The organism is Bacillus sp. FSL K6-3176 (genome assembly GCF_038003325.1).
Classification (GTDB): domain Bacteria; phylum Bacillota; class Bacilli; order Bacillales; family Bacillaceae; genus Bacillus; species Bacillus altitudinis.
In genome coordinates this window covers 3269715-3285667 of record NZ_JBBOOX010000001.1, presented here as the reverse complement: position 1 = coordinate 3285667, position 15953 = coordinate 3269715, and the positions used below count along the sequence as shown (strand labels likewise).

Here is a 15953-nt window from a genome sequence, read left to right as displayed (position 1 = left end):
TGCCTCATGCAGCTGGTCTTCCTTTGTTAAACAAACGTTTAATCAAGAAAGGACAATCACTCATCTTCTGAACGTGCTGCCTATGACATACATATGGAACAGGCGGGCGAAAGGTGGAAATGAGATGAAAGGAAAAACGAGCATTGTGATGCTGACGTACAATGAACTGCACCTAACGAAAAAATGTATCGACAGTATCAAGAAGCATACTCGGCGTGATGAATATGAACTCATTATCGTGGATAATGCTTCATCAGACGGAACAAAGGAATATGTGAGACAACTGGAAGATGTCGTGTTGATTGACAACGAGAAGAATCAAGGCTTTGCCAAGGGCTGTAACCAAGGGGCGAAAAAGGCAACAGGAGATAGTATTCTTTTTTTAAATAACGACACGATTGTGACCGAAAACTGGCTTTTGCCTTTAAGAGAAGCCCTTTTTGCATCAGAGCGTATTGGCATGGTAGGGCCTGTCTCCAATTATGTAAGTGGTCCTCAGCTCGTTCAGCCATCTTACACAGATGTGAAGGAGCTTCCTGCCTTTGCAAAGGCATATACGGCTTCGAGAAAAGGTCAAAGAACATATGTGCATAGACTTGTTGGTTTTTGTTTGCTGGTCAAAAGAGAGCTGATCGAGGATGTAGGGTTATTTGATGAGCGGTTTGTATATGGATCATTTGAGGATGATGACCTTTGTCTGCGTTCTTTGCTAAAGGGATACCAGCTGCAAATCGTCCATGATTCATTTGTACATCATCACGGTCATGCTACCTTCAATGCCAATGAAGAAACGAACATCTCTACGTTGTTTGCGGAGAACAGGCTTCGTTTTTTAGATAAATGGGGCATTGATTTAAATCTGATAACGCCCCATCCATATTTTGCAGCACTGCTCCCTGAGGATGCCGGATGTGTGCTGGATGTTGGCTGCGGTGCTGGGGCGACAGGACTTGAACTGATCAACCGGCAGTCCGTTGACATGTACGGAGTAGAGGCGGATGCATTAAAAGCAGAGATGGCAAAGGCGTATTACAAAGAAGTGATTGAGACAAAAGCGGAGGCGTATCCTTGGTCAGAGAAAGAAGTTTTTTTTGATGCTGTGATCTTTTCTGATGTGTTAGAGCATGTGTCAGACCCATGGCAGATGATTGCTCAAGCGCATGCGTCTTTAAAACCAGGAGGCGTGATCATTTGCTGCTTACCTAACATGATGCATGCGGAAGTACTGCTGCCTTTAATGGCAGGTGATTTTACGTATCAAGATGTGGGGATTTTAGATCGAACACATATGAGATTTTTCACACCAAACACAATGCGGGCGCTCTTTCCAGACCATTTGTTTCATCGCGTGATTGAACAGCCGATCAATGTGCCAATTGATCAAAACGTTCAATTGTTTTTTGACGAAGTGGCGAGAGTAGGAGAGTCACTTGGCTTTCAAACAAAAGCATTATCTGATCAAGTGACGCTCTATCAGCTTTTGATCGTTGCACGTAAAAAAGGCGGTTCCCCCTCCGGGTAATCCGCCTCAGCGTGTAGGCAAACCCTCGCATTTTTTGTCAGTCCTCTGCGCCGGTGCTCGCGAATCCTTCATTCGCTCTGCTCCGGTACTCGTCCTTCTTTCTATCACGCTGAAAAGAAGACAAAGGGCTAAAACAAAGTTCACTTTAGCCCTTTGTCAACCATCTAAGGCGGATGACCGCCTTTTGTGCTACCATTTAAAGTTTTTCGTTGCGCCTTCTGCACCAAAGTTCAAAATGCTCACTTTGACGTCATATGCAATGTCTACTTCTTGAAATAGTGTATCCCATTCATTGCGGTGCTGATCCCAAAAGTCTGGATACTTGATGCGCACCTGCCGATTTAAAAGGATCGGGTCAACACCAACTTCTTTTTGCATGTGGTGGACAGCTTTTTGAATGCGCTCTTTGATTTTGCGTTCAAAAATGCGCTCAAATCGTTGGATGTATTGCTCATCGTATGAGTTTTCAGGGGGATATTGATCTTCTGATAGTTTCCCGTTTGTTTGTACACTAATTTTAAAGGAGATCTTTCCGTTCTTCAGATAGGGTTCAATCTTGGACTTTGCTTTCTTGATTTCATACGTAATCGGAAAGCCTTTGTAGGTGGCGGGTACGACTCCGCCTGAGATGCGATTCATGACCCAGTTTAAAGATTGGACATCTTTTGCTGGAATGAATCCTATCAGCTTTCGTGTTTTTCCATGGATAATGCCTGCACCATCATAGGTGAGTTCTCCGTTTACGACATCCACACTTTGGACAAGAAAGCTTGTACCCATCTGAAAGTAATCCGACGCTCGGCCAATACGTGTTGGCAGTAAAATCTTCCCGTTAAAGCTCCGGTTTTTTGATGTTTCAAAAATATGCTCAACTGGAACCTTTTGCTGTGATTTTAATTTTTGGTTGATGACTTTTGATGCTTCGTGCCGTGACACTAGGAGGTAACTGCTTCTTCGAACCTCATCATCTCGTATAAAGTGGTTGAGTGTCCCTTGAATATCATGATGCTCGGCTTGATCTTTGCCAAACAAAAAGATTTTGAGGTGATCACTGTAAATCGGCGGGTCCTTCAAAGCGACATTGCTGACTGCTTCCAGTACATTTTTCCCCTTTGAGACGACATTCACATAGCCAGGGGAGTCTGCTTCTTGTGTTCCGCCCATTTTAGGGACAAGGTTTTGATAGGTGAGTTTGACTCCGTTATCATCTTCCTCGTCAATGCCAACACCGCGCACAAACGATAATTTCTCAATATCTTTTAAGTCCCAGCAACCTGTCGATAAAAGCAAAAGACAGCAAGACAAAAAGATGAGCCATAAACGCCTCCCTTTCATGCAGATCGACCTCCCCATTTTTTACGTATCATGAGCAGAATAGCTGTTATAAAAGGAATCGCCAAAACAGCGAATAATGCATAGCCGAGTAAAGTCGAGTAGTAAAAGACTTCATTGATATTTCTCGGAAAAAGAGAGAGAGCTGAGGTCAGCAAAAACAGCAACCATAGCAGTCTCGTTAAATTGGTTGTCTTAAACACCGTTTGACATCCTTTAATCGCAAATTGGAAAAAGCCAAGCATACAAATAAACTGCTGGCACGTCCAGATCGTCAGTAAGAAAATATCAAAGCGTTCAATGAAGACCCCTTCTAGTTCTAGCGCTTGAATGAGTGAGACAGTGGGCCAGGTGAGTGATTTCGTTTCTCCAACCGTCATGGAACCAATCACAATAAAGAGCGTGAGGGAGTAAATAAGTGTGGTGATCCCTACACCGATCGCTGCGGCCCATTTCGCTTTTGACCATTTGTCTTTATAGATAAGCGGTACGACAAACAAAATGACTTCAAAGCCTGTAAATTGAATAAATGTTTGAGAGAACAAATTACTAAAATCTTTAAACCCGTGAGCCATTACCGGGCGTAAGTAATCAAAATCAAATATTTTCAAACTAAACAGCATGAGCCCAATGTAAATGATCATGGTCATCGGATAAATATATGTCACCATTTTCACTACCGGAAAAATTCCGCTTTTCAAATGATAGGTGGCCACCAGTAAAAAAATCATCACAATCACGGTCATCGGGGTCGATTGCAGCAGGAAAAATTGAACCACTTCCCCCAGTACACGCGCCTCAAAACCAACAATGGCTAGCAAATAACCGACCAGCATCAAATTAAAGATCGTGCCAAAGAAGGCACCGGCTCCTTTTGTATTCGATTCAAAAATGGTATCCGGTGCATTCTTCTCCGCAATCCAACCTAGCAAAAAAGCAACGAAAGCAAAGATGACTCCCTGTATCAATACAATGATCCAGCCATCAGGGAATCCTGAATTGGCAGAACTGCGTGGAATGGTTAAAATTCCAGCGCCTATCATTGTAGAACTGCACAGAATGGTGACTTGTAACAATGATAGCTTCTCAGCTCTGTACATCGTTTAATCTCCTTGTCTTTTGAGATTTTTTGTCTTGGCTGTTTTCGGTCTCGATTTAAATAGCCCTATTGGTAAACGAACGTACGTATCTTTTAAATCTGAAAACGGTGAAGACAAAACAGGTGTGAAATAGTCAAAACCAAAGGTCTTTAGCTGCATCAAGTGACAAAGTACAAATAAATAACACATGATGAGGCCGTATAATCCAAACATGGCTGAACTGAAGATCGCCATAAACCGCAGGATGCGTAAGGGAAAGCTGAAATCATATGATGGAGCAGTGAAATCGGCTAGTGCCGTCAGAGACACAATAATGACCATTAAGGCACTGACGATATTGGCTTGGACAGCCGCCTGTCCAATAATGACGCCGCCAATCAGTCCAATCGTCTGCCCAATCGCCCTAGGAAGACGAAGTCCAGCTTCCCGCAGCAGTTCAATCGTAAACGACATCAAAATGGCTTCCACTACTGGAGGAAAGGGCACATTTTGCCGGCTGCCTGCGATGGTAAGTGCCATTCGTGTTGGTAATAAACCAGGATGATAGGAAACAAGGGCGATATAGAGTCCCGGTAAAAAGATCGTCAAAAGCACGGCAATATAACGGAGCAAACGTAAAAGAGTCGCACTTGTCCATCTTTGATAATAATCCTCCGGTGATTGCATCAAGGCAGTGAGAGTCATCGGCATAATGAGGGCAAACGGCGTCCCATCGAGCAAAATAGACACCTTTCCTTCGAGCACAGAGGCAATCACCCGATCAGGACGTTCTGTATTTTGAATCTGTGGAAAAATAGAGACATGACTGTCTTCAATCAACTGTTCAATATAGCCGGACTCAGGAATATCATCCATTTTGATTTGCTTCATACGAGAGAATACATCATCTACTAGTTTGGGGTCTGCGATATCACGAACATACACAAGAGCAGCAGATTTCTTGTTGCGAGTTCCTATGTTTACCTTTTGAATGACAAGGTTCGGATCATTTGCTCTTTCACGAAGCAATGCCGTGTTTTTTTCAAGATTTTCAATAAATCCAATCCGGGGTCCTCTTACAAGGACTTCTGATTGCGGCTCCTCTACTTCTCTAAATTGAAAAAGATTCGTATGGAGCGCAAGCGCTTGAGTGGCTCTATCCACAAATAAAATAGCCCTGCCGCTGTATAACTGCTCGATGGCAAGGTTCATATCTTCCAGCACATCATTTTGAATGCCAAAGAACGTTTTAGAAAGGGAAGAAAGTGTGGTGTGGTCGACCTCGGTGATGGTCAGTTCCTTTTGCATAGGTGAAATGATTTGTTTGGAAAGCATCTCAAATTCTGTGAGTCCTTCAACGTACACGAGACATGCAGAGACAGCGGAAGGACCAAATGAAAAAGAGTGGAACACGATATCATCACTTTTGCCGGCAAAGCTTTTGACACGCTGAATGACGGACTCTATATCTTGTTCAATACGACTTTTCATAATACCTCACCCTCATGTCTTTTTTTATAGAGTGACTCGGAAGGAGAAGAATTATGCAAATAGAAAAAAGAGAATCCCCTAAAATAGGAATTCTCTTCACATGTTTATCTCGCCAGCCAGCCGCCATCTACGGCTAAAATATGCCCGTTCATATAATCAGATGCAGGGGAGCTGAGAAAGACGGCGGCACCTGCTAGATCTTCAGGCCTTCCCCAGCGTCCAGCGGGGATTCGTTTCAGAATCTCTTCATTCCGGTTCGCGTCGTCACGAATGGCTTGCGTGTTATTGGTTGCAATATAACCAGGCGCGATCGCGTTCACCTGAATATGCTGACTTGCCCATTCATTTGCAAAAGCTTTCGTCAAACCTGCGACAGCATGCTTACTTGCTGTATAAGCGGGAACAAAGACACCACCTTGAAATGATAGAAGGGAAGCGATATTGACAATTTTCCCTCGCCCTTTTTTCAGCATCTGCTGTCCGACCTTTTGCGTGAGGAAAAAGAGACTGTTGATATTCACATCCATCACAGTATGCCAGTTTTCCTCTGAATATTGAGTGGCCTCTTCTCTTTTAATGGTCCCAGCATTATTAATCAAAATATCAATTGAATGCTGCTTTAAAAGGGCATCAACATCCCGCTTTGCGGACTGAGGATCTGAAAAGTCTACTTGAATCGCATGAAATGATCTGCCGGTCTGTTCGACAAGTTCTTTTGTTTCATCAAGCGGCGTATGGTGGTAGGTGCCGATGATATCTGCACCTGAACGGGCAAGCGCTACGGCAATCCCTTGCCCAATACCAGTTCCAGGACCTGTGACAAGAGCTGTTTTGCCTTCGAGGGAAAAGAGGGACGCTACATATGATGTCGTCGTCATCTCATTACCTCAGCTGGTCCATCGGGACAAAGTCCATATCTTTAAACGTATAGTTTTCTCCCGCCATTGCCCAAATAAATGAATAATTTGCTGTACCTGAGCCTGAATGAATGGACCAGGCAGGTGAGATGACGGCTTCTTCATTTGCCACAACGAGATGTCTCGTTTCAGATGGCTCCCCCATAAAATGAAAGACACGTGCGTCTTCCTCTATATCAAGATATAAGTACACTTCCATCCGCCGGTCATGTATATGAGCAGGCATCGTGTTCCATGTGTTATTGGTTTCAAGCTGAGTGATGCCCATCATAAGCTGGCAGCTTTGGATGCCGTCTGCATGAATGACCTGATACAGATTCCGTACGTTCGAGGCGGATGCTTCCCCTAAATGATTCGGTGTTAATTCCGCGATCGCAGCCTTTTGTGTCGGATACGCTCTATGAGCGGTGGCTGACACAAGATAAAATTTGGCCTGCTCACCTGATGAACTAGCAAACTGTACATGTTCGTGTCCAAGTCCAATATATAAGAAATCTTTATGCTCCAGCACAAATGACTCACCATCGACCGTGACCGTACCTTGGCCGCCGACATTTACAATGCCAATTTCCCGTCTTTCAAGGAAATATTCTGTACGTAAAAAGTCGCCGGCATCTAGCTTGATCGGTTCTGATGTCGGCATAACACCGCCAATCACCACACGGTCCTCATGCGAATAATACAGCTTCAATTCACCACTGACAAAAAGTATCGGAATATGAAAATGACGACGAAGTTCCTCTGTTGTAAAACGCTTGACCTGCTCAGGATGTACAGCATAACGATTTTCCATTTGAGATAAGCCTCCCTTTCCATCTGAAACATATAATTGTTTTAATTGGTATCGGTTTCAAGGAAAATTCTAGAGGAAAAAGAGAGCGGCGTCAACCGTTAATTTGAAATCGCTTTCTTTATTTGTATAAAAGCTTTTTTTCTTCATTTTTATGAAAAAAATCTTCTGATACAGCTTAACTTGTGGTATGCTTTTTTTAAGTTTATTTGAAATCGGTTTCGAAACAAATGAGAAGATCGATCTTGGGAGTTTTTTGTATGAAAGAGAAAAAGCAAACGAAAGTCACCATTAACGAAGTTGCAGCATATGCAGGTGTCTCAAAATCAACGGTATCCAGATACATCAATGGCAGAACAAATGAAATTTCTCCTGAAAAGGTAAAAAAGATTAAAAAAGCCATTGAGGAGCTCCATTATCGTCCGAGTCAGCTTGCCCAAGGATTGAAAGTAAGAAAGAGCAAGGTCATTGGTTTTATTGTGGCTGATATTACGAACCCATTCTCTGTTGCGACACTTCGTGGTGTGGAAGAGATTTGTGATGAATATGGATACAGCATCATGGTGTGCAACACAGATAATCGTCCAGAAAAAGAACGAGAAATGCTACTGAAGCTGCATGCGCATTATATTGAAGGACTGATCATTAATACGACCGGTCAAAACAATGACATTTTGCAAGACTTTAAGCAAAACGGTGTACCGATTGTTCTTGTTGACCGTAAGTTACCTGAACTCAAGGTCGATACCGTCACAACGAATAACCGTGACATCACGGCTCGTCTACTTCATCAAATGGTTGAAAAAGGCTACGAACACATCGCTTTCTTTACTGAGCCGGTCGATGGGATTAGTCCTCGTGAAGAACGAAAAGAAGCCTATGAACAGACGGCGATGAGTCAACATAAGAAACCTATGATTGCAGAAATCAATTTGAAGCAAAAGGAACAAATGCGAGATGAGATTTGTCGTTTTTTACAATCAAACCATCAGAAAAAAGCGATTTTAGCAGGCAATGGATTACTCATGCTGAAGCTCATCAGTGAACTCGTCGATCTTGGGGTGAAGATTCCTGAGGAGATAGGCATTGCCGGATTTGATGATACAGAATGGTATAAGCTGATCGGGCCAGGCATCACTACGGTGGCGCAGCCATCTCATGAGATGGGGAAAGCGGCGATGCAAAAAATCAAGACGCGTCTTGAAGGGGATAAGAGTGCACCCCAGACCATTCAACTTGATGGAGAAATCATTGTGAGAAAATCTTTATAAACGTTAGGCAGAGAAGAGTATACATACGTGCATGCTCTCTCTTTTTCAACTGTTTTGAAACCGGTACCAAGAAAGGGGAGAAATGAGTGAAAGCATTGGATGTGATCACATTTGGGGAATCAATGGCGATGTTTTATGCAAAAGAAATTGGCGAGCTTCACCAAGTGCATACGTTTCAAAAAGCACTTGCTGGTGCAGAGAGTAATGTTGCGGTCGGTTTGGCAAGATTAGGCTTTAGCGTAGGCTGGATGAGCAAGGTCGGGGCGGACTCACTTGGTACATTTATTTTAGAAGAGCTTCAAAAAGAAGGGGTCGATACTGAGGCAGTACTCCGTTCAAATGATGGAGCCAAAACAGGGATATTGCTTAAATCAAAAGTCATCGATGGAGACCCTGATGTGACGTACTACCGAAAAGGCTCTGCTGCGAGCACATTGAACGCAAGCGATTTCCCGTCCACTTATTTTCAGCAGGCAGGACATCTTCATATGACCGGAATCCCGCCTGCTGTGTCTAGTGAAATGAGAGCGTTTTCTTTTCATGCCCTTAAAGAAATGAAAGAAGCAGGAAAAACCATTTCCTTTGACCCGAACCTGAGACTTCAACTATGGGAAGAGGAAGAAGACATGATTCATACGGTGAATCAGATGGCTGCTCAAGTAGATTGGTTTTTCCCTGGGCTTGCAGAAGGTCAAAGACTCACAGGATGTCATGAGCCGGAAGCGATTGCGGATGTTTATTTACAAAAAGGTGTCAAGCTTGTGGTCATTAAACTGGGAGCGGAAGGAGCCTATTTCAAAAGTGCATCCGGCCAAGGTGTAGTGGATGGTTTCCATGTGTCTCATGTCGTGGATACAGTCGGAGCTGGTGATGGATTTGCAGTGGGAGTGATGAGCGGTCTACTGGACGGATTATCATATGAAAAATCGGTGACAAGAGGCAATGCCATTGGAGCACTTGCAGTCATGTCCCCAGGAGATCACGAGGGACTGCCGACTCGAAAAGAGCTTCAGGCATTTATAAAAGAAGCCAAACGATATCAAAGGCGACACGATATGAAGGGAGATGAGAGGTATGGGAAAGTCAGCAAGTATGAGCGTTAAAGAGAAGCTCGCAGCTTGTAAACTCATTGCGGTGGTCAGAGCAGCTAGTGAAGCAGACGGGATAGAGATGATTGGTCGTTTAAAGAAAAAAGGGGTGCGGGCCATCGAAGTGACATATACCACGCCTAATGCAGAGCGGATCATTGCATCTTACCAGCATGACCACGACTTGATTGTCGGAGCCGGAACGATTACAACGCTTGAGCAGGCACAATCAGCCATTGAAGCCGGCTCTCAATTTATCGTCAGCCCGGGATATCTTCCTGTCATCGGAGAGCACCTATCTTTTCACGATACACTTTACGTTCCAGGTGTTTTGACCCCGAGTGAAATTATGCAGGCAAAAGCAAATGGATACAGCGTGTTAAAGCTTTTTCCGAGCGGCTCCTTCGGTTTGTCCTATATGAAAAATTTGCAAGGTCCGTTTCCAGAGATTGAGTTCATCCCAACAGGAGGCATTCATCCAGTCGATGTGCCAAAGTGGCTTGAAGCAGGAGCCGTGGCAGTAGGTGTCGGCAGCCAGCTTGAAAGCAGTACAGCAGAAGAATTACAAGCTGTTCTTTCTTCCACCATCATGTAGTTCACATAAACAACCGGCGGATGACTGCCGGTTGTTTGTTCGTTTATCTGACATAAAAGATGGGAAGGCACTTCTTTTCACGTAAAATGAGCATAAAGGAGAGGTCGATATGTACATTCAACAAGATGAACTAAAAGATGGTCAAATTGAACAATTGATTCAAGCTCATTTAGAAGAGATGAAAAAACATTCACCGCCAGAAAGCATTCATGCCCTTCCGTTAGACGATCTGAAAAAACAAGATGTCACAGTATGGAGTGCAAGGGATGGCGAGGTGCTTCTTGGCTGCGGAGCCATCAAGGAGCTATCAAGTGAACATGGTGAACTCAAATCGATGAGGACGGCAGCAGCCCATATGCGAAAAGGGGTGGCGAAGCATCTGTTGACCCACCTTCTCCAAGAGGCGAAGCGGCGGGGGTATAAAAGAGTCAGCCTTGAAACAGGTGCGATTGCTTTCTTTGAACCGGCAAGAAAATTATATGAAAGTTTTGGATTTCAATATTGTCCGCCTTTTGGTTCATACCAAGAAGATCCGAACAGTTTATTTATGACAAAGGAATTATAGAGGTCGAGAGAGTATGCTTTTATAAGCAGCTCTTTTTTTATGCGGCAACAATGGAAGGAGGAGAATGTGAATGAAATGGTCGAAGTTGTTCGGAATGGGCGCATTTCTCACATTTTGTGTCGTATCTGTTCTTTTTTTATCTATATTAGGTCAAGATTTAGTTAAAATTGAAAGCGCTTCCGATGAGGCGGTATCAACTTATCAATATCACTTTGTTCTTGTACCAGAGGAACTTGATAATGAATATTGGCAATTGGTGCAAAAGGGAGCTGCTGATGCGGCGGAAGTTCATCGGGTGTATCTTGAATACCTAGGTCCAAAGCAGGCTGATTTGGATGATCACCTGAAAACCATTGATATGGCAATTGCTGGTCATGTGGATGGCATTATGACGCAAGGGCTTGATGCAAAGAGATACAAACCGCTCTTTCAAAAAGCAAGAGAGAAAGGTATAGATGTCGTCACAGTCGATACCGATGCAGAGGGGAGCAAGCGTCAAGTGTATGTCGGAACAGATAACTATTATTCCGGTTTTATCGCCGGACAGGCACTCATCGCTGATACAAAAGGCGAGCAGTATGTGGGCATTGTGACGGGACGGCTTGATGCGATTCACCAGAAGCTTCGCGTGAAGGGGTTTCGAGATGCCGTTTCTGGTGAGAAACGCATTCATATTGCTGGAATAGAAGAGTCGGCGATTACGAAATCAGGTGCTTCCGGTGCTGCGTATAAATTGTTAAATGATCATACGCAGCTCACCGCATTTTATGGAACAAGTGCATTAGATGGTGTCGGCATTATTCAAGCAACAGAGCAATATCATTCGTCTAAAGATGTTTATGTGCTCGCATTTGATACTCTGCCTGATACGATTCAAGCGCTGGATGATGGGAAAATTGATGCAGTGGTTGTACAGCACCCTTATGAAATGGGCTATCAAGCGGTTGAATCTCTTGTTCGTTTGCAACAAGGGGATAAACAAGAACCGCTTCAGTACACAGGGACGAGTGTGATTCGGCGAGGAGACCTGCCCCTTCATCAAATGGAAAGACCACAGGGGGTTCAGCCATGAGAAAAATACGAAGTAAATTATTATTGGCATTTTTAATTCTTGTGCTCCTTGGTAATGTGGCCGCTTTTTTTGTGTATTGGAGCAGTTCAAAAATCACATCAGAATATAGCAAGAGCTTTCGTTCCTTTCTCCTGCTGAATGATATTTCGACAGAAGCAAAAACGATGTATGAAAAGGTCAACGCCTTTGCCATCGAAAAGGATCAGGCGTTTGCCAAGGGGTATGCTGAATCAAAACAGAAAATGACATCATATGATCAAACATTACTCAAAGATGCAGGGCTTCATGCCGCCATCCCCTCCATTGAAAAATATCGATATATGATGCGGACGCTCATAAACGAAAGTGATGCGACAATGAATCATGTCAAAGAAGGGAAAATCAAAGAATATGCTGCAAGTGTGAAAGAAGTAAGAACCGTGTCCTCTTATATCCAAGAGCAGACAATGACTCTTTTGGATGATGAATTATCCGAGTATCAAGTACTCTACCAATCCCTTCAAAAAAGACATCAAACGTATGCGCTTTTTACTCTATGTCTGTTTACATTATCGATAGGTATCGCTTTATGGATGGCCTATATCATTGCGGGCGGAATTTCAAGACCGATCGTTCATCTATCACGAAGTGCCAAAGAAGTATCAGAAGGAAATTTTGATGGTCCGAATTTGCATGTGTCATCAAAGGACGAAATCTCTGTGTTAAATCATGCCTTTGAGCGAATGCGGCGAGAGATGAAGGTAATGATTGAAGAGATGAAGCAAAAGGCCGCTTTAGATCAGAAAATTAAAGACATGAAGCTGAAAACACTGCAAAATCAAATGAATCCACATTTTTTATTTAATACATTAAACATCGTTTCACGTATGGCGTACTTAGAATCAGCTGATGCGACATCGAGATTGATACAATCCGTTTCTACGCTGATGCGGTATTCTCTATCTCCTCTCAGCGCATCTGTTACGTTAGAACAAGAAGTGAAAGTGGTAAAAGAATATTTTCATATACAAGAAACAAGATTTTCCGATCGTATTACATGCAAAACGACCATAGATGAGTCGTGTCTATCTGTTCACATTCCGAGCCTCACATTGCAGCCGCTTGTCGAAAATGCCTTTATTCATGGGGTAGAACCAAAAGAGGAGGAGGGGCTTGTAGAGCTCTCTATTGATCGAGATGATGGCTTTGTCATGATTCGGATTCGGGATAATGGACTTGGCATCAGTGATCAAGAGAAAAAGAGATTGCTATCGCAAGAGGAAGAAGATCATCAAGACACACATAGTAAAGGTCACTCGACAGGAATTGGTCTTCGAAATGTGATGTCGAGGCTGCGTTTGTTTTACGGAGTGCAGGATGCCCTTCAAATTGATTCAAAGCCAAACGAAGGGACCACCATTCAATTGACAATACCAATCAAGGAGGAACGAGCATGCTGAACGTGCTGATTGTGGATGATGAAAAAATTGAACGAATGGCGATGCGTAAGTTCATGACCGAATGGCTGCCAGACTGTCATATTGCAGGGGAAGCTGCGAATGGAAAAAAGGCGGTGGAATTGGCGCAGTCTAAGTCAATTGACCTTGTGCTCATGGATATTCAGATGCCAGGCATGGATGGACTCACAGCGATCAAACAGATCAAAGTAAGCTGTCCTCATACTAAATTTATTATGCTGACAGCCTACGATACGTTTGATTATGCCAAGCAAGCCATGCAGGAAGGGGTCAAACAATACCTTGTCAAACCAGCTGATAAAGACGAAACCATTACAGCGATTCGTTCTGTTGCGGCAGAAATTCAGCAGGAGGTCTCCCTGCGGCAGGCGGAGAAAGTCAATCAGCAGTCAAAATGGCTGGAAGCTCATGTGGTGAACGGTCAATCTTATTCCTCCACAGCGTTTGAGCGGCTGTTTCAGGATTTTCAAGCAGGTCTAGTGATCGCTGTTCAGCGGACAGGCGGGGATCAACTCCTGAATCATTTGCAGGAGTCTGCTCTTTTTCAAGCAGTGCCTATCAAAGTGAGCGGTGAGCTGTTCACATGCTTGATTTACTGCCGTCAATCACCTGGTCATCTAAAGGCGAATGTACTGCAAGCCATTCGCGCTGCCATGACAAGCGCGCAGCATTCCCCTGTCATTGTTGGCATGGGTCATCCTGTCTCAAATCCACTTCAACTTCAGAAAAGTGCGGCAGAAGCGAAGCTTTCCTATTATCAGCGAAAAAAAGATGACGGTGCGGTTCGTTATGGCTTTTACTATACAGATAGACAATCTTACGTATTGATCAACTTGCCTGAGCTTGCCGATGACATGATGCTGGCACTAGAAGAAGGGAGAAGAGATGATGCTCTTGCTTACTATGATGCCTTCCAATTAGAAGGGGCAACCATTTCTCATGTGAAAGAGCTGCTCATTTTACTCAAATCACGACTTCGTGCAGATGTGCCGATTCTAGCTATCACAACAGAAACAGAATGCCGCCAATGCTGTGAACATTTATTTGATCTGTATGAAGCAAGAACCCAGACGGTGAATGATATGGAACGGGCGAAACGATACATTCAAACACATTTTTGCGAACATATTACGCTGGAGCAAACGGCCGCCTATGTTGATTTAAGCCCGACGTATTTCACCAAACGCTTTAAGGATGAGACAGGTCTGACGTTTAAAGAATATGTGACGACCTGTAGAATGGATAAAGTGAAGAAGCTACTGAAAGAGAGTTCGCTTAGTTTAAAAGAAATCACCTATCAAGCAGGATATACTGATCCGAATTACGTCAGTCGTGTGTTTAAAAAAATGGTTGGCTGTTCACCGAAGGAATATCGAAAACAGGTCGTAAAAAAATGAAGAATTTCATAAAAAAGTGAAGAAGTTTGCCTGAAAAAAGGAAAGGATCTGCCAGTATACTTATTTTGATAACGCTTACAAAATAGGGATGGGGGATCCATGATGAAGTTTAAATTAGGCTTTACTTTATTGGCACTCTGTATGCTGGTCGTCTCTGCTTGCAGTTCATCGACGAACTCAGATGCAAAAAAAGAGGGCGGAGCGGAGAAACTAGAAATTTTCTCTTGGTGGACTGGTGCAGGTGAGGAAGACGGGCTGAAGGCACTCATTCAATTGTTTGAAGAGAAAAATAAAGACATTCCAATTGAAAATGCAGCTGTCGCTGGTGGCGCTGGTACGAATGCAAAGGCTGTTCTAACAAGCCGGATGCAAGGAGATGATCCGCCAGCTACTTTCCAAGTACACGGGGGAGCAGAGCTGAATGAGAGCTGGGTAGCCGCAGGTAAAATGGAGCCGCTGGATGACCTTTATGAGAAAGAAGGCTGGAAGGATAAATTTCCAGAATCACTGATTGACCTTGTGAGCAAAGACGGGAAAATCTATTCCGTTCCAGTGAATATTCATAGAGGCAATGTGCTTTGGTATAACAAAAAAGTATTTGAAGATCAGGGCTTAGAGCCGCCAACGACGTTTGATGAATTTTTCAAAACAGCCGATGCCTTAAAGAAAAAAGGGATTACACCACTTGCGCTGGGGGATAAAGAACCTTGGGCAGCGACTCATTTGTTTGAAAGCGTTCTTCTAGGTGTACTAGGTGCAGATGACTATCAAAAACTTTGGGCGGGCGACTTAAAAATGGATGATGCAAAAGTGAAGGAAGCGGCAGACATCTTTGGACGTATGCTCGAATACGTCAACGACGATCATAGCTCGCGTAACTGGCAGGATGCCTCACAACTCGTGGCAAAAGGGGAAGCTGCAATGAATGTCATGGGCGATTGGGCAAAAGGATATTTTGTGAATGATTTAGATTTGAAGGTGAATAAAGACTTTGGATACGTGGCAACTCCTGGTACGGAGGGCAGCTTTATGGTCATCACGGATACATTCGGACTGCCGAAGGGTGTCAAACAACCAGAAAACGTGAAAAAATTCTTATCTGTCTTAGGATCTGTGGAAGGACAGGATGCGTTTAATCCGCTGAAAGGGTCCATACCGGCACGTGTGGATGCAGATGTATCAAAATATGATGAATACGGAAAATCAGCAATGAAGGCGTTTAAAGAGTCAAAGCTGGCACCGTCTCTTGCGCATGGCTCAGCTGCTGAAGAAGGTTTTGTCACGAAGGCGAACCAAGCCGTCAATATTTTCGTGACACAAAAAGACAGCAGTCAGTTCGTTTCTTCTTTAAAAGATTCAATGAAATAAAGATGAAAG

At 43.6% G+C, this 15953-nt stretch carries 14 protein-coding genes; 9 read left to right on the top strand and 5 right to left on the bottom strand.

Going from position 1 to position 15953, the window contains the following annotated elements; translation table 11 throughout:
* Positions 1–124 precede the first annotated feature (124 nt).
* Positions 125–1522 carry a bifunctional glycosyltransferase family 2 protein/class I SAM-dependent methyltransferase gene (locus tag MHB38_RS17085; RefSeq protein WP_202734180.1) on the top strand — a complete coding sequence of 466 codons (1398 nt, stop codon included), beginning with the start codon at positions 125–127 and terminating at the stop codon, positions 1520–1522.
* Positions 1523–1711: 189 nt separating this feature from the next.
* Here MHB38_RS17085 and MHB38_RS17080 read toward each other — a convergent pair whose 3' ends face one another.
* The 5 genes from MHB38_RS17080 to kduI all read right to left on the bottom strand — a co-directional run bounded on the left by MHB38_RS17080 (position 1712) and on the right by kduI (position 7134).
* Positions 1712–2857, bottom strand: coding sequence for a Ger(x)C family spore germination protein (locus tag MHB38_RS17080; RefSeq protein ID WP_341004052.1), 1146 nt, complete (start codon positions 2855–2857; stop codon positions 1712–1714).
* A complete protein-coding gene (locus MHB38_RS17075; RefSeq protein WP_108611039.1) occupies positions 2854–3954 on the bottom strand; it encodes a GerAB/ArcD/ProY family transporter in 1101 nt (366 codons plus the stop codon). The genes MHB38_RS17080 and MHB38_RS17075 overlap by 4 nt, the downstream gene beginning before the upstream one ends.
* 3 nt (positions 3955–3957) lie before the next feature.
* Complete coding sequence (locus MHB38_RS17070; RefSeq protein WP_007499884.1) at positions 3958–5424, bottom strand: spore germination protein; 1467 nt, start codon at positions 5422–5424, stop codon at positions 3958–3960.
* A 104-nt stretch (positions 5425–5528) separates the two neighbouring features.
* Entirely contained in the window at positions 5529–6302 is a 774-nt protein-coding gene (gene kduD / locus MHB38_RS17065) for a 2-dehydro-3-deoxy-D-gluconate 5-dehydrogenase KduD (protein ID WP_341004049.1), read from the bottom strand.
* A 4-nt stretch (positions 6303–6306) separates the two neighbouring features.
* Positions 6307–7134 carry a 5-dehydro-4-deoxy-D-glucuronate isomerase gene (gene kduI, locus MHB38_RS17060; RefSeq protein WP_008343239.1) on the bottom strand — a complete coding sequence of 276 codons (828 nt, stop codon included), beginning with the start codon at positions 7132–7134 and terminating at the stop codon, positions 6307–6309.
* Positions 7135–7391: 257 nt separating this feature from the next.
* Between kduI and MHB38_RS17055 the strand changes: the two genes are divergently transcribed.
* The 8 genes from MHB38_RS17055 (at position 7392) to MHB38_RS17020 (ending at position 15944) form a co-directional block, all read left to right on the top strand.
* A complete protein-coding gene (locus MHB38_RS17055; RefSeq protein ID WP_039963657.1) occupies positions 7392–8402 on the top strand; it encodes a LacI family DNA-binding transcriptional regulator in 1011 nt (336 codons plus the stop codon).
* An 86-nt stretch (positions 8403–8488) separates the two neighbouring features.
* The gene (locus MHB38_RS17050; protein WP_080995750.1) at positions 8489–9505 is read left to right on the top strand and encodes a sugar kinase; all 1017 of its coding nucleotides are present in this window, start codon (positions 8489–8491) and stop codon (positions 9503–9505) included.
* The gene (locus MHB38_RS17045) at positions 9477–10085 is read left to right on the top strand and encodes a bifunctional 4-hydroxy-2-oxoglutarate aldolase/2-dehydro-3-deoxy-phosphogluconate aldolase (RefSeq protein WP_025208095.1); all 609 of its coding nucleotides are present in this window, start codon (positions 9477–9479) and stop codon (positions 10083–10085) included. Before MHB38_RS17050 ends, MHB38_RS17045 begins: the two co-directional genes overlap by 29 nt.
* 109 nt (positions 10086–10194) lie before the next feature.
* Positions 10195–10650, top strand: a complete 456-nt coding sequence (locus MHB38_RS17040; protein ID WP_025208094.1) for a GNAT family N-acetyltransferase — start codon at positions 10195–10197, stop codon at positions 10648–10650.
* A gap of 70 nt (positions 10651–10720) precedes the next feature.
* A complete protein-coding gene (locus tag MHB38_RS17035; protein WP_135226388.1) occupies positions 10721–11722 on the top strand; it encodes a sugar-binding protein in 1002 nt (333 codons plus the stop codon).
* The gene (locus MHB38_RS17030; protein ID WP_116306331.1) at positions 11719–13161 is read left to right on the top strand and encodes a sensor histidine kinase; all 1443 of its coding nucleotides are present in this window, start codon (positions 11719–11721) and stop codon (positions 13159–13161) included. The genes MHB38_RS17035 and MHB38_RS17030 overlap by 4 nt, the downstream gene beginning before the upstream one ends.
* Positions 13155–14576, top strand: a complete 1422-nt coding sequence (locus MHB38_RS17025; RefSeq protein ID WP_165379168.1) for a response regulator transcription factor — start codon at positions 13155–13157, stop codon at positions 14574–14576. Before MHB38_RS17030 ends, MHB38_RS17025 begins: the two co-directional genes overlap by 7 nt.
* 99 nt (positions 14577–14675) lie before the next feature.
* Positions 14676–15944 carry an ABC transporter substrate-binding protein gene (locus tag MHB38_RS17020; protein ID WP_035389707.1) on the top strand — a complete coding sequence of 423 codons (1269 nt, stop codon included), beginning with the start codon at positions 14676–14678 and terminating at the stop codon, positions 15942–15944.
* Positions 15945–15953: the final 9 nt, after the last annotated feature.